23 protein-coding genes are annotated in these 20,586 nt (G+C 52.8%); 15 read left to right on the top strand and 8 right to left on the bottom strand.

The genetic code is table 11. From position 1 onward, the window contains the following. The first annotated feature begins 99 nt into the window (after positions 1 to 99). Together rpmB and KHQ09_RS17170 are read left to right on the top strand one after the other, a co-directional pair. The gene (rpmB, locus tag KHQ09_RS17175; protein WP_022712289.1) at positions 100 to 393 is read left to right on the top strand and encodes a 50S ribosomal protein L28; all 294 of its coding nucleotides are present in this window, start codon (positions 100 to 102) and stop codon (positions 391 to 393) included. 81 nt (positions 394 to 474) lie between these two features. Beyond that, positions 475 to 1,143, top strand: a complete 669-nt coding sequence (locus KHQ09_RS17170; protein ID WP_238481680.1) for a VUT family protein — start codon at positions 475 to 477, stop codon at positions 1,141 to 1,143. A gap of 77 nt (positions 1,144 to 1,220) precedes the next feature. Here KHQ09_RS17170 and cobT read toward each other — a convergent pair whose 3' ends face one another. The 3 genes from cobT to KHQ09_RS17155 all read right to left on the bottom strand — a co-directional run bounded on the left by cobT (position 1,221) and on the right by KHQ09_RS17155 (position 5,130). Continuing rightward, entirely contained in the window at positions 1,221 to 3,107 is a 1,887-nt protein-coding gene (cobT, locus tag KHQ09_RS17165) for a cobaltochelatase subunit CobT (protein WP_116088610.1), read from the bottom strand. 94 nt (positions 3,108 to 3,201) lie between these two features. Continuing rightward, complete coding sequence (gene cobS / locus KHQ09_RS17160; protein WP_022709759.1) at positions 3,202 to 4,188, bottom strand: cobaltochelatase subunit CobS; 987 nt, start codon at positions 4,186 to 4,188, stop codon at positions 3,202 to 3,204. 318 nt (positions 4,189 to 4,506) lie between these two features. Then, a complete protein-coding gene (locus KHQ09_RS17155; RefSeq protein WP_022709758.1) occupies positions 4,507 to 5,130 on the bottom strand; it encodes a J domain-containing protein in 624 nt (207 codons plus the stop codon). Between the two features lie 180 nt (positions 5,131 to 5,310). Here KHQ09_RS17155 and KHQ09_RS17150 point away from each other — a divergent pair, with 180 nt between their 5' ends. Next, positions 5,311 to 5,640, top strand: a complete 330-nt coding sequence (locus tag KHQ09_RS17150) for a BolA family protein (RefSeq protein WP_022709757.1) — start codon at positions 5,311 to 5,313, stop codon at positions 5,638 to 5,640. 202 nt (positions 5,641 to 5,842) lie between these two features. Then, positions 5,843 to 6,103 (top strand): DUF2798 domain-containing protein, encoded by a 261-nt coding sequence (locus KHQ09_RS17145; protein ID WP_022709756.1) that lies wholly within the window; start codon positions 5,843 to 5,845, stop codon positions 6,101 to 6,103. A gap of 66 nt (positions 6,104 to 6,169) precedes the next feature. Here the strand turns inward: KHQ09_RS17145 and aroB are convergent, their stop codons facing one another. From aroB to KHQ09_RS17130, 3 genes are all read right to left on the bottom strand, one after another. After that, the gene (gene aroB, locus KHQ09_RS17140; protein WP_213599529.1) at positions 6,170 to 7,294 is read right to left on the bottom strand and encodes a 3-dehydroquinate synthase; all 1,125 of its coding nucleotides are present in this window, start codon (positions 7,292 to 7,294) and stop codon (positions 6,170 to 6,172) included. Positions 7,295 to 7,316: 22 nt separating this feature from the next. Beyond that, positions 7,317 to 7,925 (bottom strand): shikimate kinase, encoded by a 609-nt coding sequence (locus KHQ09_RS17135; protein ID WP_213599527.1) that lies wholly within the window; start codon positions 7,923 to 7,925, stop codon positions 7,317 to 7,319. Positions 7,926 to 8,037: 112 nt separating this feature from the next. Continuing rightward, entirely contained in the window at positions 8,038 to 9,009 is a 972-nt protein-coding gene (locus KHQ09_RS17130; RefSeq protein ID WP_213599525.1) for a tyrosine recombinase XerC, read from the bottom strand. Between the two features lie 91 nt (positions 9,010 to 9,100). Between KHQ09_RS17130 and rimM the strand changes: the two genes are divergently transcribed. The 11 genes from rimM (at position 9,101) to KHQ09_RS17075 (ending at position 18,430) form a co-directional block, all read left to right on the top strand. Continuing rightward, positions 9,101 to 9,724, top strand: a complete 624-nt coding sequence (rimM, locus tag KHQ09_RS17125; protein ID WP_213599523.1) for a ribosome maturation factor RimM — start codon at positions 9,101 to 9,103, stop codon at positions 9,722 to 9,724. After that, the gene (gene trmD / locus KHQ09_RS17120) at positions 9,724 to 10,419 is read left to right on the top strand and encodes a tRNA (guanosine(37)-N1)-methyltransferase TrmD (RefSeq protein WP_213599521.1); all 696 of its coding nucleotides are present in this window, start codon (positions 9,724 to 9,726) and stop codon (positions 10,417 to 10,419) included. Before rimM ends, trmD begins: the two co-directional genes overlap by 1 nt. Next, positions 10,419 to 10,772 carry a DUF4260 domain-containing protein gene (locus KHQ09_RS17115; protein ID WP_213599519.1) on the top strand — a complete coding sequence of 118 codons (354 nt, stop codon included), beginning with the start codon at positions 10,419 to 10,421 and terminating at the stop codon, positions 10,770 to 10,772. The genes trmD and KHQ09_RS17115 overlap by 1 nt, the downstream gene beginning before the upstream one ends. A 212-nt stretch (positions 10,773 to 10,984) precedes the next feature. Further along, a complete protein-coding gene (gene rplS / locus KHQ09_RS17110) occupies positions 10,985 to 11,419 on the top strand; it encodes a 50S ribosomal protein L19 (protein ID WP_022709749.1) in 435 nt (144 codons plus the stop codon). 246 nt (positions 11,420 to 11,665) lie between these two features. Next, positions 11,666 to 13,075 carry a 3-isopropylmalate dehydratase large subunit gene (gene leuC / locus KHQ09_RS17105; protein WP_213599517.1) on the top strand — a complete coding sequence of 470 codons (1,410 nt, stop codon included), beginning with the start codon at positions 11,666 to 11,668 and terminating at the stop codon, positions 13,073 to 13,075. Between the two features lie 377 nt (positions 13,076 to 13,452). Next, on the top strand, positions 13,453 to 13,920 hold the full coding sequence (locus KHQ09_RS17100; protein WP_022709747.1) for a GNAT family N-acetyltransferase: 468 nt from the start codon (positions 13,453 to 13,455) through the stop codon (positions 13,918 to 13,920). Between the two features lie 431 nt (positions 13,921 to 14,351). Then, positions 14,352 to 14,753 (top strand): succinate dehydrogenase, cytochrome b556 subunit, encoded by a 402-nt coding sequence (gene sdhC, locus KHQ09_RS17095; RefSeq protein ID WP_213599515.1) that lies wholly within the window; start codon positions 14,352 to 14,354, stop codon positions 14,751 to 14,753. A gap of 12 nt (positions 14,754 to 14,765) precedes the next feature. Then, positions 14,766 to 15,149, top strand: coding sequence for a succinate dehydrogenase, hydrophobic membrane anchor protein (gene sdhD, locus KHQ09_RS17090; protein WP_022709745.1), 384 nt, complete (start codon positions 14,766 to 14,768; stop codon positions 15,147 to 15,149). Positions 15,150 to 15,157: 8 nt separating this feature from the next. Then, complete coding sequence (gene sdhA / locus KHQ09_RS17085) at positions 15,158 to 16,993, top strand: succinate dehydrogenase flavoprotein subunit (RefSeq protein ID WP_121992197.1); 1,836 nt, start codon at positions 15,158 to 15,160, stop codon at positions 16,991 to 16,993. A 17-nt stretch (positions 16,994 to 17,010) separates the two neighbouring features. Further along, complete coding sequence (locus KHQ09_RS17080) at positions 17,011 to 17,790, top strand: succinate dehydrogenase iron-sulfur subunit (RefSeq protein WP_022709743.1); 780 nt, start codon at positions 17,011 to 17,013, stop codon at positions 17,788 to 17,790. 268 nt (positions 17,791 to 18,058) lie between these two features. Next, positions 18,059 to 18,430 carry a VOC family protein gene (locus KHQ09_RS17075; protein ID WP_122093025.1) on the top strand — a complete coding sequence of 124 codons (372 nt, stop codon included), beginning with the start codon at positions 18,059 to 18,061 and terminating at the stop codon, positions 18,428 to 18,430. A gap of 152 nt (positions 18,431 to 18,582) precedes the next feature. Here KHQ09_RS17075 and KHQ09_RS17070 read toward each other — a convergent pair whose 3' ends face one another. Both KHQ09_RS17070 and KHQ09_RS17065 read right to left on the bottom strand, forming a co-directional pair. Next, entirely contained in the window at positions 18,583 to 19,020 is a 438-nt protein-coding gene (locus KHQ09_RS17070; RefSeq protein WP_213599513.1) for an OsmC family protein, read from the bottom strand. A 93-nt stretch (positions 19,021 to 19,113) separates the two neighbouring features. Next, positions 19,114 to 20,385: a ubiquinone biosynthesis hydroxylase gene (locus tag KHQ09_RS17065; RefSeq protein ID WP_213599511.1), complete on the bottom strand. Its 1,272-nt coding sequence runs from the start codon at positions 20,383 to 20,385 to the stop codon at positions 19,114 to 19,116. Positions 20,386 to 20,586: the final 201 nt, after the last annotated feature.

Raw genomic sequence — 20,586 nt, 5'->3', positions numbered from 1 at the left:
GCGCCGCGACATATCAATCACGGATTGATTATGATAGTAGCGAAGACGGTATCGGATATTTGTGCCGGGGCCTGAAACAGAATTTTGAAGGTGAGACCAATGTCCCGCGCTTGTGAACTGACCGGTAAAGCGGTCCTCTACGGCAACAATGTAAGCCATGCGAACAACAAGTCGCGTCGCCGTTATTTGCCAAATCTTTGCAATGTAACCCTGATGTCCGATGCAATGGGCCAGAGCTACCGTCTGCGCGTTACTGCGCATGCGCTGCGTACTGTTGAGCATCGCGGTGGTCTGGATGCATTCCTTGCGAAAGCTTCTGACAATGAACTGTCACAGCGCGCACGTCTGCTGAAGCGTCAGGTTGCCAAGAAACTGGCCGAAGCTGCTGCTTAATAGCTTTCACGGCTGAATTTAGTTTTGCTAAAGGCCGGTTCGTCCGGCCTTTTTGCTGGTTCCATTACCCAGGATAAAAAAATGCCTCTACAGCATAATTCCGCTATTAAAGCGTTGATTTTTCCCGTTCTGGCCATGTGTGCGGCTGTCGCCGCTTCCAATATCCTTGTGCAATATCCGGTTCATTATTTCGGCTTGCAGGATATTCTTACCTATGGCGCATTTACTTATCCGTTTGCCTTTCTGGTCAATGATCTGACCAATCGCCGCTTTGGCCCGCAACGCGCCCGTCAGGTCGTTTATGCCGGTTTTGCGCTGGGTGTTATCATGTCGATCTGGCTTGCAAGCCCGCGCCTTGCTGTGGCCTCAGGAAGTGCATTTCTGTTTGCACAATTGCTGGATATCAGTGTGTTCAGCCGTTTGCGTCGTTTGCGCTGGTGGAAAGCACCGCTGGCGGCAGCACTTTGCGGTTCTGTGCTGGATACGATCCTGTTCTTCTCGCTGGCTTTTGCGGCACCGTTCAGCATGCTTGATACGGCTTTCGGGCTGGCTGACAGCTCCATGACCGATCAGGTGCAGTGGTTTGGCCTTGCAATGCCACTGTGGCTGTCTCTGGCGCTTGGTGACTTTGGTATCAAGGTTCTGATGAGTGTGGTGATGCTGGTGCCTTACGGGGCGATTCTGGCACTGTTTGCCCCGTCGATTTATGGCGCAGGTAAATCCGATGCTACTAAACCGGCTATCCGGTAAGCGCCTGCAGAACAAGCACATCAAAAAAGCCTCCCGAAGAGATCATCCTCGGGAGGCTTTTCATTCAGCATTGCAAATCAGCGCCGTGCTGTCCGGCCTTTTGGCTGGTCCTGATCATCAAACAGCGAGGCGAGCTGCTCGGTCATCGCACCGGCTAGTTCTTCCGCGTCAACAATGGTCACCGCGCGCTGATAGTAGCGGGTCACATCGTGGCCGATACCAATCGCAATCAGCTCAATCGGTGAGCGGTTTTCGATTTCATCAATCACGGCGCGCAAATGACGTTCCAGATAATTGCCCGGATTAACCGACAGGGTCGAATCATCAACCGGCGCACCATCAGAAATCACCATCAGGATTTTGCGCTGTTCAGGACGGCCGAGCAGACGGTTATGCGCCCACATCAGCGCTTCACCGTCGATATTCTCTTTCAGCAGCCCTTCACGCATCATCAGGCCGAGATTGCGTCTTGCGCGACGCCAAGGCGCATCTGCGCCTTTATAAACAATATGGCGCAGATCATTGAGGCGACCCGGCTGGGCAGGTTTGCCGCGATCGAGCCATGCCTCACGGGACTGGCCGCCTTTCCACGCTTTGGTGGTAAAGCCGAGAATCTCAACCTTCACGCCGCAGCGTTCCAGCGTGCGTGCCAGAATATCGGCACAGGTGGCAGCCACAGTAATCGGGCGTCCGCGCATCGAACCGGAATTGTCGATAATCAGGCTCACAACCGTATCGCGGAAATTGGTATCGCGTTCGGTTTTGAAAGACAGCGGCTGGGTCGGGTCAATCACCACACGTACCAGCTTGGCGCTGTCGAGATGACCTTCTTCCAGATCAAACAGCCATGAACGGTTCTGCTGCGCCATCAAACGGCGCTGCAGGCGGTTGGCGAGACGTCCGACAACGCCTTGCAAATTCGCAAGCTGCTTGTCGAGGAAACCACGCAGACGATCCAGTTCCGCATCATCGCAGAGATCGGTTGCTTCTACGATCTCGTCAAATTCACGGGTGAAAACTTTATAGTCATGATGCTTGTCGAAATCGGAAAACGGCTGGTTAGACCGGCGCGCTTCGCCCGGTGTTTCCGCATCTTCCTCTTCACCGTCATCAGCATCTTCATAGGCGGCATCTTCAGCTTCAAGATCGCCGCGCTCACGGTCATCATTGGTATCTTCAGAACTGTCGCCGTCGCCGGACTGGTTTTCTGCATCTTCTTCGGATGCACCTTCCTGCGATTCTTCCGGATCAGCCTGTTCTTCCTGCTGGCTTTCCTCGTCGTCACTCTCGGATGGTTCGGCCAGCTCTTCCGCCATATCCAGCGCAACCAGCATTTCACGCACCAGACGGGCATAATCCTGCTGGCTGTTCAGGCGGTCACTGAGCGTTTCGAGGCGGTCACCGATTTTGTCTTCAATCCAGTCGCGCCACAGTTCAACAACATTGCCTGCCTGTACCGGCGGGCGGTAGCCGGTGAGTTTTTCACGAACCAGAAGGGAGATAGCTTCTTCAATCGGCGCATCATCGCGCGAGGTAATCGCGGAATAATTGGCGCGGCTGTATTTGTCAGCCAGCATGGCCGACAGATTGCTTGCCACGCCCTCCATAGCCAGAGCGCCGATCGCTTCAACGCGTGCCTGTTCAACGGCATCGTAAATTGCGCGTGCCTGTTGGCCTTGCGGCGCAAGCTGCGCATGAATGCGCGGATCATGACGTGCATGACGCAGCGCCATTGAGTCACCAAGACCACGGATGATGGAAATATCTTCTGCAGTCGGGCGCTTTGGCAGATCCGGCAGGCGGGCATGATTGCCGGTCAGTGCCGGACGGTCATGGCTGAAGCCGACCTCAAACTCATTGCTGCCGGCGATTGCACGCACACAGGCTGTGACCGCGCGTTTGAAAGGTTCGGAATCGACCGGACCTTTAGGACGTTCACGTGTGTTATCGCCGGGGCCTGCCATGATGAAACTGCCTTATATCAGAAGAACTTAACCTTGTTTCGCTGTCATAATGAAGCGAGAGCGCCCCTGTGATGACAGGGACGCTTTGTGCGTTTTATGCAAGCACGACATTAACTGCGGATTCAGGCAGTTCCTGTCCGAAAGCACGCTGGTAGAACTCTGCAACAATCGGGCGTTCCAGCTCGTCGCATTTGTTCAGGAAGGTTAAGCGGAATGCAAAGCCGACATCGGTGAAAATATTGGCATTTTCAGACCATGTAATCACAGTACGCGGGCTCATAACGGTCGACAGATCGCCATTGATGAAAGCCTGACGGGTCATATCGGCAACGCGAACCATTTTCGAGACGATCTCACGGCCTTCCGCATTCTGGTAATGCTTGGACTTGGCGAGAATGATCTCAACTTCATTGTCGTGCGGCAGATAGTTCAGCGTGGTGACGATCGACCAACGGTCCATCTGCGCCTGATTGATCTGCTGGGTGCCGTGGTAAAGACCGGTGGTGTCACCGAGACCGACAGTGTTTGCGGTTGCAAACATGCGGAATGCCGGATGCGGGTTGATAACGCGGCTCTGGTCGAGCAGGGTCAGACGGCCGGACGATTCCAGAACACGCTGGATAACGAACATCACGTCCGGACGACCGGCATCATATTCGTCGAAAACCAGAGCAACATTGTTCTGATAGGCCCATGGCAGAATACCGTCTTTGAATTCTGTAACCTGCATACCGTCTTTGACAACGATGGCATCTTTACCGATCAGATCAATACGGCTGACATGGCTGTCGAGATTGACGCGCACGCAAGGCCAGTTCAGACGGGCTGCAACCTGTTCAATATGGGTGGATTTACCGGTACCGTGGTAACCGGAGACCATAACGCGGCGGTTATAGGCAAAGCCGGCGAGAATCGCCAAGGTTGTCTGGCGGTCAAAAATGTAATCCGGATCTGCATCCGGTACATGCGGATCTTTTTTGCTGTAAGCGGGCACGATCATATCGGAATCAATCCCGAACACGTCACGCACCGATACAGTTGTGTCCGGCATATTGTTTATGTCGAGATCAACCTTGCTCATCATGCCTCCTGAGCGGCGCCTGCATGCCGCTGTATCATCATATGTTCAGAGAGCCTTTCCCTTTTCCTGCAGCGGAAAACCCCTCTATCGCTTTCAGTTCGTCTTGGCTCAGTTCTTCCGGCACAAACAGTTCCGGTTTTTGCTGAAACTGTCTGAAGTGCTGTGCCGGTGTAGTTGTTTCGGCAGGTTAACAGGGAACGAAAGTTTCTTGCTTCCGTAATTTCCCTTTGTTCCCTGCAAATAATCTTTATTTTACCGCATGTCTTTCACCCGAAACAGGTATCCGTTTTCGGGCGGCATGCTTTAGTCTTTGCCTGTTTAGCAAAAACCTGCGGTCTTTAGCAATTGATAAGCTTGCACAACTTCGCGGAAACGTTCTTCCGAACCGCGATCGCCGCCATTGGCATCCGGATGATGCTGCTTTACCAGCTCTTTATAGCGCGATTTGATCGCGTCACTGGTCGAATTTGCCGCAATGCCCAGGGTCGCAAAAGCCTTGGATTCGAGCGGACGCGGGCGTCTGGTCGGGGTCGCAGCTTCCGCACGGGCGCGTGTTTGTTCAAAGAGATTCAGCGGATCACGGATCTTGTTGTGATAGGCTGCGGTGCCTGAACGCATACGGGCAAATTGCGGGGCTGACTGGCGCGAAGTGGAGTTTTTGGTGGTTGTCCATGTCGGACGGTCACCAACGGCCGCATTCTTCTGGAACTTGGCGATTTCCTCATCGCTAAGACCGGAGAAAGCATTGAAGTTTTTATTATATTCGCGGACGTGATCCAGACAGAAGTGCAGATAAAGACCTTCACGCGCACCGCCCGCAGGCGCTTTGTGTGTTCCGGTTTCTTCGCATCCTTCCCACTGGCACTGCGGGCCAGCCGGTTTTTTGTCTTCCTTGCGGGAACGGATACGGATGCTGTCAAAAAATTTTGAATTCGTTGCCATGATATCAATATTACGGGGTCAGATCTGATGATACAAGAATTGACATTTCACGACGCATGACCGAACCCTGCGGGGCCGAGAGTCGAAGCAGACGTGAAATCGGGATTTAGCTGCATTATGTATACCGGAATGGTAACGCATGCACATAACATAGTCCCTATATGGGGGCAGGAGATCAGAATGTCTATTCCTTTGACGCGTCAAGAACGGATTACCGCAAAACTATCTGAGGCTTTTCAGCCTGTGTTGCTTGATGTCATCAATGAAAGTCATCTTCATGCCGGTCATCATCACACAGACGGCGGTCATGAGGAAGTGTTCGACGGTACCGGTGAAACACATTACCGCGTTATAATTGTGGCAGAGGCTTTTACAGGTTTGAGCCGCGTTGACCGTCATCGTGCGATCAATGCGCAGCTGGATGAAGAACTGCAATCGGGTCTGCATGCGATTGCGCTGGAACCGAGCGCACCGGGGGAGCCGACCCGCCGTACCCGCAAACCGGCCTGATTATTCAAAACAAGTAACCGCAGACTTCCGGTTACTTGTTTCCTTTGTCATCTGCTGTTATGAGACGGCAGTGAGCTTTTGGCTCTTCCGTAAGCGTTTAACGTTAAGCAACGCATCCATGCCGGTCTTACACTGGACAAGCTCCTGCCTCGGGCGGGAGGGATGTGCTGATGTGTAAGGCCGCAAATTTACGGAAATGATTATGCAATCTTCCAAATCTGTTCCTGCTTTTCCGAAACTTCCGGCACGTTACATTCCTGTTGTGATGCCTTTTATTCTCTCTGTCCTGATGACTTTTGTTGTGTCTCTGATTGCCACACTGAAAAATCTCGGGTTCAGGGCTGATCTTTTATCGCACTGGATGCCCGCATGGGGGCTGTCGTGGATCGTGGCATTTCCGGTGTTGTTACTGGTGCTGCCGCTGGTACGGCGTCTGGTCGGCATTGTCTGTCACAAGCCATAAGCGCTTAAACAAAAACCGCTCTCAAAGATCATTTGCGAGCGGTTTTTTAAATTGATGATACGAGCTTTAAGCCAGTTTTTCCTGCAGGAAAGCCTCTACATCAGCCGCATTGACATCTTTGGCGATGAAAGACTGGCCAAGACCACGGGTCAGAATGAAAGTCAGCGAGCCGCGCGACACTTTCTTATCCTGTGCAATATAAGACATCAGCACATCTGCGGAAGGCAGTCCGGCAATCTCTTTCATGGAAACCGGCAGGCCGACAGCTTTCAAATGCGCTTCAACCCGTGCAGCAATATCCTCTGAAATCAGGCCGAGACGTGCGGAGAACTGATGCGCCAGTACCATGCCGATGGCAACGGCTTCACCATGCACAAGGCGTGAGGAATCATAATTGGTGGCGGTTTCCAGCGCATGGCCGAATGTATGGCCGAGATTGAGCAAGGCGCGGTCACCGGTTTCACGTTCATCGCGGGCAACAACGGCTGCCTTGGCGCGGCAGGAAGTGGCAATGGCTTTTTGTCGTGCAGCACCGCCTGTAAAGATACCCTGCCAGTTGTTTTCCAGCCATTCGAAAAATTCCGGCTGGTCAATCAGACCATATTTGGCAACTTCTGCATAACCCGCAGCAAATTCACGCTTGCTCAAAGTGTCGAGAATATCCGTATCGGCCAGCACCAGTTGCGGTTGATTGAAAACGCCGACAAGGTTTTTACCGTAAGCGGTGTTGATGCCGGTTTTACCACCGACAGAAGAATCAACCTGTGCCAGAAGTGAAGTCGGGATTTGGATGAAATTCATGCCGCGGCGTACAATACCGGCAACGAAACCGGCAAGATCACCGATCACACCACCGCCCAGAGCAATAACAGCATCGCCGCGCTCAAGACGGGCTTTGAGAATGTCGTTGGTCACAGTTTCAAGCGTGGCAAAGCCTTTGGACTTTTCACCGGCTGCAACAATAACCGGTGTCGCATTAATACCGGCAGCCTCCAAAGCGTCGAGCAGTGATGGCATATGCAGCTTGGCAAGATTTTCATCGGTGACCACAGCCGCACGGATGCCCGGCAGACGTGCAGCAATTTCCTCACCCGCGCGGGCAATAAGGCCGCTGCCGATGAGAATGTCATAAGAGCGGTCTCCCAGTGATACATGAACGGTTTCGGTTGCAACATGTCCGGTAGATGTCATGGGAGATACTCGTGATTATGATTTAGTCTTGGATTGGTTCGGTCTTGCGTAAATGATCGAGCAGCAAGGTGATGACTTCCTGTGCAATCACTTCACGTTTTTCATCGCGGGAGATGATACTCAGATCAGCGGTGGCATAGACCGGATAACGTTCGGTCATCAGCTTCTGCATCACTGCACGCGGATCGTCATTTTTCAAAAGCGGACGATCCTGACGGCGCAATACGCGCTCCATCAGCACATCCAGTTCCGCATTGAGCCAGACGGAAATACCGGCTTCCGCAATATTCTCGCGGGTCTGTTCATTCATGAAAGCACCGCCGCCGGTGGCGAGGATCATTGATCCGCCTTCCAGCAGGCGCTGCATGACACGGCGTTCAAGATCGCGGAATTCCGGCTCGCCATAGGAGGCAAATAATTCAGTAACGCTCATACGGGAGACATTTTCGATTTCCGTATCGAGATCGAAAAACGGCAAATCCAGCATGGCGGCCATTTTCTTGCCGATGGTGGATTTTCCTGCTCCCATAAGTCCGACAAGCACCACAGGGCGCTGGTTCAGGAGGGCTTTAATTTCGTCGGCCTGACTGCGCAAATGCGTCTGGTCAGCTTTTTTATTTGGGTTCGGCATCGTCTTCTTCTCGTGACGGTGCTTCCATTTGAAACACTTGAGTAAAGTCAATCGCTGCTGATCTGCTGCTTGTCAAGAAAGATCGGAGATTTTCTGCCGCTATTGATGGTGCTTAAGGATGCGCACGGGGGTGTGCTTTGTCGTAAATCTCCAGCAGGCGATCGGTATCCACGCCGGTATAGACCTGTGTGGTGGAAAGGCTGGCATGGCCGAGCAGTTCCTGAATAGTGCGAAGATCGCCGCCGCGTGCCAGAAGATGGGTCGCAAAAGAATGCCGCAAAGCATGGGGAGTTGCGGTTTCCGGCAGGTTGAGCGCGGAGCGCATCTTCTGCATTTCCCGCTGAATAATACCGGCATGGAGTGCACCACCTTTAGCACCGCGAAACAGCGGCATTGTGCCGTTCAAATGAAAGGGGCAGAGGCGGCGATATTCGGCAATTGCCTGATGAACAGCAGGCAGCAGCGGTACGAGGCGGCTTTTGCCGCCTTTACCCTGAATTGTCAGGGAGCGGGCTGTTGTGTCGGCCACGGCATCCGGTGTCAGACCAAGCGCTTCTGAAATACGCAAGCCGCAGCCGTAAAGCAGAGTGAGAACAGCGGCATTGCGTGCGGCAATCCATGGCTCTTCCGCCAGCTGTTGCTGTGTGTTGACAACCCGCAAAGCTGCATCAGCCGACAAAGGTTTGGGCAGAGATTTCGGCTGGCGTGGTGCGCGTATAGCGCTGGCACCAGCTGCATTGGCCAGCCCCTGTTTTTCGAGATAGCGCAGCAGCGAGCGCACACCGGCAAGACCGCGCCCGAGAGTGCGGGCACCGGCTCCGTCATTACGGCGTGAGGCCAGATAGGAGCGCAAATCTGTAATGCGTAGATTCGAGACATCTTTCAAAGCCGGTGGTGTGCCCAGATGGCCGGTCATGAATTGCAGAAACTGACGGGTATCGCGCTCATAGGCATTCAGCGTATGGGCGGCCAGTCTGCGGCTGTTGGTTAAGCTGCCAAGCCAGTCCTGACGCGCCTGATTGAGGTCGGGCGCAGCGATAATCAGAAATTCTGCTTTTGAGGTTTCCGTTTTGGCCGTTTGCATGGATTGAATCTGTAATCCGGTTATCTTAATAAAAATAGAGTTTCTCACGGCGAGGTTACGGAACCGTTGCCGCCACAGTTTAAGGTTTTTCATGTCTTCTCAGAAAAAAGGCAGTCCGGTGCGGGTTGCAAATCTTGATAATCCGGTTCAGCTCGCCGTTATCGGCGCTGCCCATGGCATCAAAGGGGAAGTGCGCGTTAAAACCTATACGGGCGACCCTATGGATCTGGGCTCCTATGGTCTGCTTTATGATGCATCCGGTAAAAGCTATGAAGTGCTATCGATCCGCCCGAGTAAAACCGTAGTCGTGGTGCGCTTTGCCGGTGTTGAGGATCGCAATGCGGCGGAAGCGCTGAATGGCAAAGAGCTCTATGTCGATCATGCGCAGCTGCCGCAGGATCTTGATGAGGACGAGTTTTATTATACTGATCTGATCGGCCTTGCCGTGCGCGACAGCGCAGGCGTGTCCTATGGTAAAGTCTCTGCCGTGTTTAATTTCGGCGGCGGTGATGTGCTGGAGATTAAGGAAAGCGGCAAAAAGCCGGTTATGATCCCGTTCACACTGACTTCTGTACCGGAAATTCTGATGGAAGAAGGTGCCATTCTGATTGATCCGCTGGCGGCAGGTCTTGTTGATGATGGTTCAGCCTCTGCGGATGAAGAGGGTGATGAGCCTGAGGCACCTGAGACTGATGATGACGGATGGGCGCGGTAATGAGTTTCAAAGCATCTGTCCTGACCCTTTATCCTGAGATGTTTCCGGGGCCGCTGGGCGCTGCCCTTGCAGGGCGCGCCTTGCGCGATGATAAATGGCAGCTTGAAACCGTCCAGATCAGAGATTTTGCGCTCGATAAACACCGGATGGTTGATGACACACCGGCTGGCGGCAGCGCGGGTATGGTGATGAAGCCGGATGTCGTGGCCAGAGCGCTGGATAGTGTGGAGCAGGATAATCGCCCGCGTATTCTGATGAGCCCGCGTGGGCGGCCGCTGACACAGGATCTGGTGCGTGAATTGGCAAGCGGCGACGGCGCAGTGATTCTCTGCGGGCGCTTTGAGGGAGTGGATGAGCGTGTTATCGAAGCGCGAAATCTCATGGAAGTCTCTGTCGGGGATTATATTCTCTCCGGCGGTGAAACCGGTGCGCTGGTGCTGCTTGACGCGATTGTCCGCCTGATTCCGGGTGTGATGGGCAATCATGAATCCGGTGAAACCGAGAGTTTTGAAACCGGCCTGCTGGAGCATCCGCATTATACCCGTCCGCAGGAATGGGAAGGGCGCTCGATCCCTGCGGTGCTGACCTCCGGCAATCATAAGGCTGTTGATCAGTGGCGGCTGGACGAAGCCAAACGCATTACCAGTGAGCGCCGCCCCGATTTGTGGGAGGCCTATCAGAACAGGAGTAAATAATGCAGATTCTGAGACGTGCGGAATATGCAGCTATTTTGCTGATTACTCTGGGGTTTTATGCGCAAAGCGGTGAGGGCTGGTGGTGGTTTGCGCTGTTGTTTCTGGTGCCTGACATTACTATGGCAGGCTATGTATTTGGCAACCGTATCGGTGCGCTGGTCTATAATGCCGGTCACAGTTTTCTGAGTGTGGCCGCGCTTGGTCTGCTGATGTATGTCTCAGGGCAGCAATGGTTGTGGCCTTATGTGCTGATCTGGACTGCCCATATCGCTTTTGACCGGATGCTGGGCTACGGGCTGAAATATGGGTCCTCTTTTCAGGATACGCATCTGGGGCGTATCGGGCGTAATTGAATCAGAACTTCTTGCAGAGTTGAGTTGATTCACAGGCGGTAATGGTGTATTGCCGCCTCACATTTCGGGATTTCCTGAAATCCGATTTTCGTTGACCTGAAATCAATGAGTAGTGAAACCGCTCCTGCCTTAACGGCATAGCATGACGGCAAAGACTGTTTTGCAAGTGATAGCGCTCTGACTGTTCGAGAAGAATCAGAAGGATTAAAACTATGAACATTATTAAGCAGCTTGAAGCTGAACAGATTGCAAAGATTGCTGAAAAGCGCGTTCTGCCAGATTTCGACGCCGGTGACACAGTTCGCGTTCTCGTACGCGTAACTGAAGGTACCCGTACCCGTGTACAGGCTTACGAAGGCGTTTGCATCGGCCGTTCGGGCGCAGGTCTGCAGGAAAGCTTCACCGTTCGTAAGATTTCTTACGGCGAAGGCGTAGAGCGCGTATTCCCTGTTTATTCTCCGCTGGTTGAAGGCGTTGAAGTTGTTCGCCGCGGTAAAGTCCGTCGTGCGAAACTTTATTACCTTCGTGGCCTTACCGGTAAGGCTGCCCGTATCGTTGAGAAAAAAGACAATCGTTCGAAAGCTGAACGTGAAGCAGACAAGCGCGCTGCTGAGCGTGATGCTGCTGCCAAGGCAGCTGCAGAATAATTTTCTGCATCTTTCTGCGATTATAAAATTTCCAGGGATAAGGGCGGCCTCAGGGTCGCCCTTTTTCTATTTGCAAAGATTAAATGCCGCTTGGGTAATAATCTTGCTGCGACACCCTGTTCCGCTTGTCATTTCTTGACGAAATCGCATAGCGGGTGCATATGAACCATAATCATATCGGTTCTGTGGTCCTGTGATTGCCGGGAGGTAATGGCTGCAGAACGCTTGCAAAGGATACTAAGAGCCATGAGCGCGCCGCGTACACTCTATGACAAGATCTGGGACGATCATCTGGTAGATCAGCAGGATGACGGTACCTGCCTGCTTTATATTGATCGCCATCTTGTGCATGAAGTGACCAGCCCTCAGGCTTTTGAAGGTCTGCGTATGGCTGGCCGCAAAGTGCGCCATCCGGAACGCACCCTTGCTGTTGTTGACCATAACGTGCCGACTTCGGCAGATCGTGTGAATGGCATCAAGAATGAAGAAAGCCGTATTCAGGTTGAAGCTCTGGCCAAAAATGCGGCCGAGTTCGGCGTTGAATATTATTCCGAGCGCGATAAGCGTCAGGGCGTTGTGCATATTGTTGGTCCTGAACAGGGCTTCACCCTGCCGGGCATGACGATTGTTTGCGGCGACAGCCACACTTCTACCCACGGCGCTTTCGGTTCGCTGGCGCATGGTATCGGTACATCCGAAGTGGAGCACGTACTGGCCACCCAGACCCTGATCCAGAAAAAAGCTAAAAACATGCTGGTGCGTGTGGATGGCAAACTGGCAGCAGGTGTGACTGCGAAAGACATTACACTGGCGATCATCGGTAAAATCGGCACTGCCGGCGGTACCGGCTATGTGATCGAATATGCCGGCGATGCAATCACCTCTTTGACCATGGAAGGCCGTATGACGGTCTGTAACATGTCGATTGAAGGCGGTGCACGCGCTGGTCTGATCGCGCCTGATGCGACAACTTTTGATTATATCCGTGGCAAGCCGCGCGCGCCAAAAGGTGAGCAGTTTGAACAGGCACTGGCTTACTGGAAGACGCTGAGTTCCGATGAAGGCGCGCATTTCGATAAGATTGTGACCCTTGATGCCGCTGAAATCTCGCCGGTTGTCACATGGGGCTCTTCACCGGAAGATGTGGTTTTCGTGACCGATGTAGTGCCTAATCCGGATGATATTCAGGACGACACCAAGCGTTCATCAAAGTGGCGTGCGCTGGAATATATGGATCTGAAACCTGGCACCAAGATCACAGATATCGCGATTGATCGCGTCTTTATCGGCTCCTGCACCAATGGCCGTATTGAAGATCTGCGCGATGCTGCGCGCATGGTTGAAGGCAAGAAAGTTGCCTCCACTGTTAATGCGATGATTGTTCCGGGTTCCGGCCTTGTAAAAGAAATGGCTGAAGCTGAAGGTCTGGATAAGATTTTTATCGAAGCAGGCTTTGACTGGCGTGAGCCGGGTTGTTCGATGTGTCTGGCAATGAATGATGACCGTCTGAAGCCGGGTGAGCGTTGCGCATCGACCTCTAACCGTAACTTTGAAGGCCGTCAGGGCTTTAAAGGCCGTACTCATCTGGTGTCGCCAGCAATGGCAGCGGCAGCAGCTGTGGCAGGGCATTTTGTTGATATCCGCGACTGGAACTAAATAGCTGATTTAAAAGTCGCCATGCTTGGCTGCAAATGGCAAATTTCTGTGCTTCGGTACTCACGTACACATGGCGCCGCACGTCCGTAGGACGTGCAAAGGACGCCATGATCTTTAGTTGCTGCATAATCTTATCTTTCATCGTATGATGAAAGGATTATGCAGAGGTACGCTCCGTTCCGATGCTCGCAAATCACCATTTTCGCTTGCGCCTGTCGCTTTTTGATTCAGGTATTAATTCGGGATCCTAAGAAAAAACCCGCTCATTGCGTAAGATCAATGGGCGGTTTTTTCTTTTCAGCTAAACAGCACTGATTAGACTGGTGTTTTTAAAAGAAGCAGTTACTCTGCTTCGTAGTCTCAATGGGGAAACTATCATGACACAGGATCACGCTATTGATATTTCATTGCTTCACTTACGTGATGCCCGTGAGCTTGCCCCTTTGCTAGCCGATTATGCGCAGGCGCTGAAGCGCGGTGCACCACGCCGTCCGGATGAATATTATGCGGAAAAGCTGCTGCAGGATCGCAGTGCCGAATTGCTCGGTGCACGGCTCGACGGCGTGCTGGTTGGTTTTGTGATTTTCTACGATCTGCCGGAGCCGGTATCGGGTATGCGCGCAGGGCAGGTGGATCATATTTACGTCCATCACGAGCACCGCAAAAAAGGTATCGCCAAGGCTTTGATTGATGTGCTGGCCGATAAGGCTGAAGAGCGCTCATGGAGCAAGCTGGCACTCAATGCACCGCGTCAGCCGGAAGATGGTCGCAAGCTCTATGAGCAGGTGGCTGCAACTGCCGACTGGAGCAGTTTTGTGATTCGTTTTGCACCACATCTTCAGTAAACCTGTTGAAACACTGTCCAGCGGCTCATAATCAGGACAATTTAAACGCCGCCGGATTTTATTTTTATCGCGGATGTCAGGTAATAGGCCGCATAAAACCGTTTAAAACGTCCTCTCCTTGCTCAGGTGCGACTAATTGCATGGCTGGTCGCATGGTTGTGACTTTGACGTGGTGACAAAAGCACAGTAGATAAGCCCTAACATGGTCGTCCTTTAAACGATCTTGGCCGTATTCGCTCTACTGCGCGGCTCCTGAGCCTGTGAAGCTTCAAGAATTGCGCAGCATGTTAAAATGACAGAGTTTATATCTATGCTGGGCGCAGGTTCATCATAGATATAAACTCTGTTGGGCATGAACAGACCATAGATTTTGCCGGATTGCCGGTATGTTTAGCAAGGCCTGTTTATCGGTAACATTTACCAGGATAGCTATGACAACAAGACCAATAGTCAAAAGCCAGCGCCCGCTGTCACCGCATTTGTCGATTTATAAACCGGCAATCACGATGACGACGTCGATTATTCACCGTATTACCGGCGGCGCTCTTTATTTCGGCACTGTATTGCTTGCCGTATGGCTGATTTCCGCAGCCGTCAGTGAAGATTGCTTCAATCTCATTAATGGCCTGTTCGGCTCCTGGGTAGGACAGCTTGTGCTGTTCGGCTACACATGGGCTTTGATGCAGCATCTGGCGGGCGGTATCCGCCATTTCATCTGGGATATGGGCGCAGGCCTCGAAAAACACACCGCCAGCAAAATGGCCTGGGCCACGGTGGTGTTTTCAGTTGTTGCGACAATCCTGATCTGGGTTGTGGCTTACAGCCTGCGCTGAGAGGACTGATATATGCAAGATATGCGCACCCCTCTGGGTAAGGTTCGCGGCCTTGGTTCCGCCAAGGAAGGCACCGGTCATTTCTGGACACAGCGTATGAGTGCTGTCGCACTTGTGCCGCTGGTGATTTATTTCATCGGCCTGATTATCTGCCTCAATGGTGCAGATTATGCAGAAGTCCGCGCTGCAATCGCCCATCCGTTTAATGCGATTGTGATGGCGCTGTTTGTTCTGACCGGTGTTTATCACATGCGTCTGGGCATGCAGGTTATTATCGAAGATTATATTCACGGCGAAGGCCTGAAGATTGTTTGCGTTATGCTCAACACCTTCTTTGCGATTGTTGTTGGCGGCGCGAGTGTATTTGCAATCCTCAAGCTCAGCTTCGGAGGTTGATAGGCCAAATGGCAACAACTAAAGACACAGCTGCTAACGGCAGCAAATACACCTTTGTCGATCACAAATTTGACGTTGTGGTTGTCGGTGCCGGTGGTGCAGGTTTGCGTGCAACACTGGGTATGGCAGAGCAGGGCTTTAAAACAGCCTGTATTACCAAGGTTTTCCCGACGCGCTCCCATACGGTTGCAGCGCAGGGCGGTATTGCTGCTTCGCTTTCCAATATGGGACCGGATAGCTGGCAGTGGCATATGTATGACACTGTTAAAGGCTCCGACTGGCTCGGTGATACAGACGCTATGGAGTATCTGGCCCGTGAAGCGCCTGCGGCGGTTTATGAGCTGGAACATTACGGCGTGCCGTTCTCCCGTACAGAGGAAGGCAAAATCTATCAGCGTCCGTTCGGCGGCCATATGCAGAACTTCGGTGACGGCCCTCCGGTACAGCGTACCTGTGCTGCTGCTGACCGTACCGGTCACGCTATTCTGCACACGCTTTACGGCCAGTCGCTCAAGAACAATGCGCAGTTCTTTATCGAATATTTCGCGCTTGATCTGATCATGACTGACGGTGTTTGCACCGGTGTTGTGGCTTGGAACCTCGATGACGGTACAATTCACCGTTTCTCCGCCAAAATGGTCGTTCTGGCCACCGGCGGTTACGGTCGTTCGTATTTCTCGGCAACTTCTGCCCATACCTGCACCGGCGATGGCGGCGGTATGGTTGCACGTGCCGGTCTGCCGCTGCAGGATATGGAATTCGTTCAGTTCCACCCGACCGGTATTTACGGCGCAGGCTGCCTGATTACTGAAGGCGCACGCGGTGAAGGCGGGTATCTGGTTAACTCCGAAGGCGAGCGCTTCATGGAGCGTTATGCACCTTCCGCCAAAGATCTGGCATCGCGTGACGTTGTGTCCCGCTGCATGACCATTGAGATCCGTGAAGGCCGCGGCGTTGGCAAGAACAAAGATCACATCTATCTGCATCTGGATCATCTGGATCCGGCAATTCTGCATGAGCGTCTGCCGGGTATTTCGGAAAGCGCCAAGATTTTCGCCGGTGTTGATCTGACCAAAGAGCCTATCCCGGTTCTGCCGACAGTTCACTACAATATGGGCGGCGTGCCGACCAACTATTGGGGCGAAGCGCTGAACCCGACGGAAGAGAACCCTGATCGCGTACAGCCTGGTCTGATGGCTGTGGGTGAAGCCGGTTGTGCGTCTGTGCATGGTGCAAACCGTCTCGGTTCAAACTCGCTGATCGATCTCGTGGTATTCGGCCGTGCGGCTGCAATCCGCGCCGGTGAAGTGATTGACCGCGCTGCAAAAATTCCTGATCTCAATCTCGCAGCTTGCGATAAGATCATGGAACGTTTTGACCGTCTGCGTTTTGCTGACGGCGGCACACCGACTGCTGTTCTGCGTGAAAAAATGCAGCGCACCATGCAGGAAGATGCTGCAGTGTTCCGTACCTCAGAATCCCTGAAACAGGGTTGTGAACGTATGGCCGCGATCTGGAAAGAAATGCCGGATATTAAAGTGACTGATCGCTCATTGATCTGGAACTCCGATCTGATGGAAACGCTGGAGCTGGAAAACCTGATGGCCAATGCGATGACCACTGTTGTGGCCGCTGAAGCCCGTAAGGAAAGCCGTGGCGCCCATGCCCATGAGGATTTCCCGAACCGTGATGACGTGAACTGGCGCAAGCATTCGCTGTCCTGGCTCTCAGAAGACGGTAAAGTTACGCTTGGCAGCCGCCCAGTTCATCTTGACCCGCTGGTCAAGGAAGAAGACGGTGGTATCAGCCTCGCTAAAATTGCGCCTAAAGCGCGTGTTTACTAAGGATTGGGGAAAGAGCAATGGTAGAACTGGCACTTCCCAAGAATTCGCAGATCCGTCCCGGCAAAGTCTGGGACAAGCCTGCGGGTGCAACGAACCTGCGTGAATTCAAGATTTACCGCTGGTCGCCGGATGACGGTCAGAACCCGCGTCTCGACACATTTTATGTCGATCTTGATGATTGCGGCCCGATGGTTCTCGATGCACTTCTGTATATCAAGAACAAGATTGATCCGACGCTGACGCTGCGGCGCTCCTGCCGTGAAGGTATTTGCGGCTCCTGCGCCATGAATATTGATGGTTCGAATACGCTTGCATGTACTAAAGGCATGGAAGACATCAAAGGCACTGTTAAGATCTATCCTCTGCCGCATATGCCGGTTGTGAAGGATCTGGTGCCTGATCTCAGCCATTTCTATGCGCAGCACCGCTCCATTGAGCCATGGCTGAAAACGGTTTCGCCTGAGCCGCAGAAAGAGTGGCTGCAGAGCCATGAAGACCGCGCTAAACTGGACGGCCTTTATGAGTGCATTCTCTGTGCCTGCTGCTCGACTTCGTGCCCGAGCTACTGGTGGAACGGTGATCGGTATCTCGGACCTGCCGTATTGCTGCAGGCTTATCGCTGGTTGATTGATAGCCGCGATGAAGCAAAAGGCGAACGTCTCGACAATCTCGAAGATCCGTTCCGTCTTTATCGCTGCCACACAATCATGAACTGTGCGCAGACATGCCCTAAAGGCCTGAACCCTGCGAAGGCGATTGCCGAAATCAAGAAAATGATGGTTGAGCGCCGCGTGTAATCGCGGCAATCGCTTTTTTCTTGTTTCCCTGTCAGCCTGCGGCTTCCACGCCTCATGGCGGCGAAATCAAAAAGATGATGGTTGAGCGCCGCGTATAAGCTGCTCAAGTATTTATCCAGAAAAGGCACCGTTCGCGGTGCCTTTTTTATTGGCTTCATAAATCTGCCTGATTAAGCGCGCTTAAATTTTTATGCTTTAGTCTGCAACTCTTACGCGCTGTCAGCGTTTCGTGTTTGCATAAGTTGTGTAATCTTTGGCGGAGGCCGCTATGCTGGATCAGATCGGATTTATGGTCACCAATAAAGATAAGGCGCGGGCTTTTTACTCTGCTGCTTTGGCACCACTGGGCATTGATGCTGTCACGGAATTCGGCAACTGGCAGGGTTATGGCCGTCATGGCAAGCCGGAATTCTGGATCGGCTCGCAAAAAGGTTCTGCCTATCAGGGGCAGATGCATCTGGCATTTCTGGCAGGTACACGTGGCGAGGTTGAGCGCTTTTATCAGGCAGCACTCAGTGCAGGCGGTGTTGAGCACAGCGCACCGGTTTTACGCCCGAATTATCATGCCGATTATTACAGTGCGTTGGTAAAAGATCCTGACGGGCATATGATAGAAGTTGTCTGTCATATGCCCGCTTAGAGCGGTTCCAGTTAATGCTAATCGATAGAACCGCTCTTTTTATATGATTTGACGCGCATCTTATTCCGAAAACCGCTTCACACTTTTCGGGCTGCGCTTGAAAGAAAAAAGCCGCAGATCAAATCTGCGGCTTTTTTTAATTGTACTCAGATTTAAAGCAATGTGGCCGTGAGATTGATTTCCAGCGCATTCAAAGCGCGGGAGACGGGGCAATTTTCTTTGGCTTGTTTGGCCAGTTTCTGAAAATCAGCTTCCGAAATATTGGCAACACGTGCGCGCAAGGTCAGATCGCTTTTGGCAATGGAAAAACCGCCGCCTTCATTCGGAACGGTGCTGATGGTCGCGGTTGCCTGTAATTCCGTTGGTGGTGTGCCATTGGTGGAAAGCAGGGACGACAGCATCATGGCAAAACAACCGGCATGGGCGGCACCAATCAGTTCTTCAGGATTGGTGCCTGCATTACCGTGTATATTTTCAGTCCGTGATTTAAAGCTGTAAGGCAGTTCATTGAGTGCGGTGCTCTGGGTTGTCAGTTTTCCGGTGCCGGTTTTCAGGTCGCCGTTCCAGATGGCCGTGGCAGTTCGGTTCATTGTCTCTCTCCTAATTGATCCCGTGTCTGAGACTCTATGAAAAGAAATAGTTTTGACGTGCCTATTATCCAGTGCAATCCAAGCAGATTTTTGTCAGATCGCCTCACCCTGTAACAGGCGCGGGTTTTCCTTGCCGAAACCTGCAGCCTGTTTGATGAAATAGTTTTTCATCACCGGCAGGCGGTCAACAAGACCGAGCCCGATGTCACGTACGGTGCGCAGTGCCAGACTGTCATTAGAAAACAATCGGGTCAGAACATCGGTGCTGACGCCCATCTGTACGGTGTCGAAGCGACGCCATGTCTGGTATTTTTCCAACGCAGCAAAAGAGCCGATATCGAGACCGAGGCGCTCGGTATCAACAATCACCTGTGCCAGCGTTGCCGCATCGCGGAAACCGAGATTCAGCCCCTGTCCGGCAATCGGGTGAATACCGTGTGCGGCATCACCGACCAGTGCGAAACGTGGCTTTACAAATTCACGCGCCAATGTGAGACCCAGCGGGAAAGCCCGCTTGTTGCCTTCAATACGGATTTCACCCAGATGATGACCGAGGCGCTGTTCCAGTTCAGCCTCAAACACGAAGTCATCCTGCGCAACCAGACGGTTTGCATCTTCAGTGCGCTCTGCCCAGACGAGGGAGGAGCGGTTGCCTTTGAGCGGCAGAATGGCAAACGGTCCTGCAGGCAGGAAGTGTTCAATCGCGCGGCCTTCATGCGGACGCTCATGGGAGACATTGCAGACAATGCCGGACTGACCATAGCTCCAGTGAACGGTTTTGATACCGGCCTGATCGCGCATGCGTGAGCGCACGCCATCGGCGCCGACCAGCAGTCTTGTTTCCAGTATGCGTCCATCGGCCAGTGTTACAGTCACGGCATTGGATTCGGTGGTAAAACCGTCAACACCGCAGCCTTCAATCACATGAATGCCGAGTTCAGCTGCCTTGGCATGGAGCGAGGCATTGAGAACCTTGTTTTCAACCATATGGGCGAAAGGTTCACCCGGATTTACTTCACCGGCAAAGGTCAGGAAAACAGGGCGCACCGGATCGGACACGCGGGAATCGGTGATCACCATGTCATTGATCGGCTGTGCATCCGGTTTGATCGCCTGCCAGCAGCCAAGCTGTTCCAGCATACGGGTTGCGGCGGCGGCAATCGCTGAAGCACGCGGATCTTTTTTCCACTGACTGGCCGGTGCGGCATCAATGATTGTGACATCCAACTGAGGTGCGCCGGTTTTAATGGCAACTGCCGTGGTCATCCCCACATAACCCGCGCCCGCGATCAGAACATCTGTTTTGACCGGAGCAGATGCCGCTTCAGCAGTAGCCGTAGATGATTTGCGAGATGATTTGGCCATGACGGTTTCCTTCTCTGCACGACAGGTTTGCAGGACTGTCAGTTCTCTTTCAACCAGTTCGTGCTTTATAACACATAGATGTAGATAGGCTTTAAGCCGGTTTGTCTCAAGCGGAAATGCCGCAGTTTTTACCCGCAATCCCTTGCGCCGTCAGACGACCGGTTGTAGCCATAGTATAGCTACTGCAGAAAATGAGTTTCC

Origin of the sequence: Pseudochrobactrum algeriensis, assembly GCF_018436245.1 — a bacterium.
GTDB lineage: Bacteria > Pseudomonadota > Alphaproteobacteria > Rhizobiales > Rhizobiaceae > Pseudochrobactrum > Pseudochrobactrum saccharolyticum.
Note: the sequence above shows the minus strand (reverse complement) of the source record. Positions and strands in the feature narration are given on the sequence as shown.

Coding starts and splice junctions, on each gene's coding strand:
- rpmB (WP_022712289.1), top strand. CDS start 100: ATGTCCCGCGCTTGTGAACTGACCGGTAAAGCGGTCCTCTACGGCAAC.
- KHQ09_RS17170 (WP_238481680.1), top strand. CDS start 475: ATGCCTCTACAGCATAATTCCGCTATTAAAGCGTTGATTTTTCCCGTT.
- cobT (WP_116088610.1), bottom strand. CDS start 3,107: ATGGCAGGCCCCGGCGATAACACACGTGAACGTCCTAAAGGTCCGGTC.
- cobS (WP_022709759.1), bottom strand. CDS start 4,188: ATGAGCAAGGTTGATCTCGACATAAACAATATGCCGGACACAACTGTA.
- KHQ09_RS17155 (WP_022709758.1), bottom strand. CDS start 5,130: ATGGCAACGAATTCAAAATTTTTTGACAGCATCCGTATCCGTTCCCGC.
- KHQ09_RS17150 (WP_022709757.1), top strand. CDS start 5,311: ATGTCTATTCCTTTGACGCGTCAAGAACGGATTACCGCAAAACTATCT.
- KHQ09_RS17145 (WP_022709756.1), top strand. CDS start 5,843: ATGCAATCTTCCAAATCTGTTCCTGCTTTTCCGAAACTTCCGGCACGT.
- aroB (WP_213599529.1), bottom strand. CDS start 7,294: ATGACATCTACCGGACATGTTGCAACCGAAACCGTTCATGTATCACTG.
- KHQ09_RS17135 (WP_213599527.1), bottom strand. CDS start 7,925: ATGCCGAACCCAAATAAAAAAGCTGACCAGACGCATTTGCGCAGTCAG.
- KHQ09_RS17130 (WP_213599525.1), bottom strand. CDS start 9,009: ATGCAAACGGCCAAAACGGAAACCTCAAAAGCAGAATTTCTGATTATC.
- rimM (WP_213599523.1), top strand. CDS start 9,101: ATGTCTTCTCAGAAAAAAGGCAGTCCGGTGCGGGTTGCAAATCTTGAT.
- trmD (WP_213599521.1), top strand. CDS start 9,724: ATGAGTTTCAAAGCATCTGTCCTGACCCTTTATCCTGAGATGTTTCCG.
- KHQ09_RS17115 (WP_213599519.1), top strand. CDS start 10,419: ATGCAGATTCTGAGACGTGCGGAATATGCAGCTATTTTGCTGATTACT.
- rplS (WP_022709749.1), top strand. CDS start 10,985: ATGAACATTATTAAGCAGCTTGAAGCTGAACAGATTGCAAAGATTGCT.
- leuC (WP_213599517.1), top strand. CDS start 11,666: ATGAGCGCGCCGCGTACACTCTATGACAAGATCTGGGACGATCATCTG.
- KHQ09_RS17100 (WP_022709747.1), top strand. CDS start 13,453: ATGACACAGGATCACGCTATTGATATTTCATTGCTTCACTTACGTGAT.
- sdhC (WP_213599515.1), top strand. CDS start 14,352: ATGACAACAAGACCAATAGTCAAAAGCCAGCGCCCGCTGTCACCGCAT.
- sdhD (WP_022709745.1), top strand. CDS start 14,766: ATGCAAGATATGCGCACCCCTCTGGGTAAGGTTCGCGGCCTTGGTTCC.
- sdhA (WP_121992197.1), top strand. CDS start 15,158: ATGGCAACAACTAAAGACACAGCTGCTAACGGCAGCAAATACACCTTT.
- KHQ09_RS17080 (WP_022709743.1), top strand. CDS start 17,011: ATGGTAGAACTGGCACTTCCCAAGAATTCGCAGATCCGTCCCGGCAAA.
- KHQ09_RS17075 (WP_122093025.1), top strand. CDS start 18,059: ATGCTGGATCAGATCGGATTTATGGTCACCAATAAAGATAAGGCGCGG.
- KHQ09_RS17070 (WP_213599513.1), bottom strand. CDS start 19,020: ATGAACCGAACTGCCACGGCCATCTGGAACGGCGACCTGAAAACCGGC.
- KHQ09_RS17065 (WP_213599511.1), bottom strand. CDS start 20,385: ATGGCCAAATCATCTCGCAAATCATCTACGGCTACTGCTGAAGCGGCA.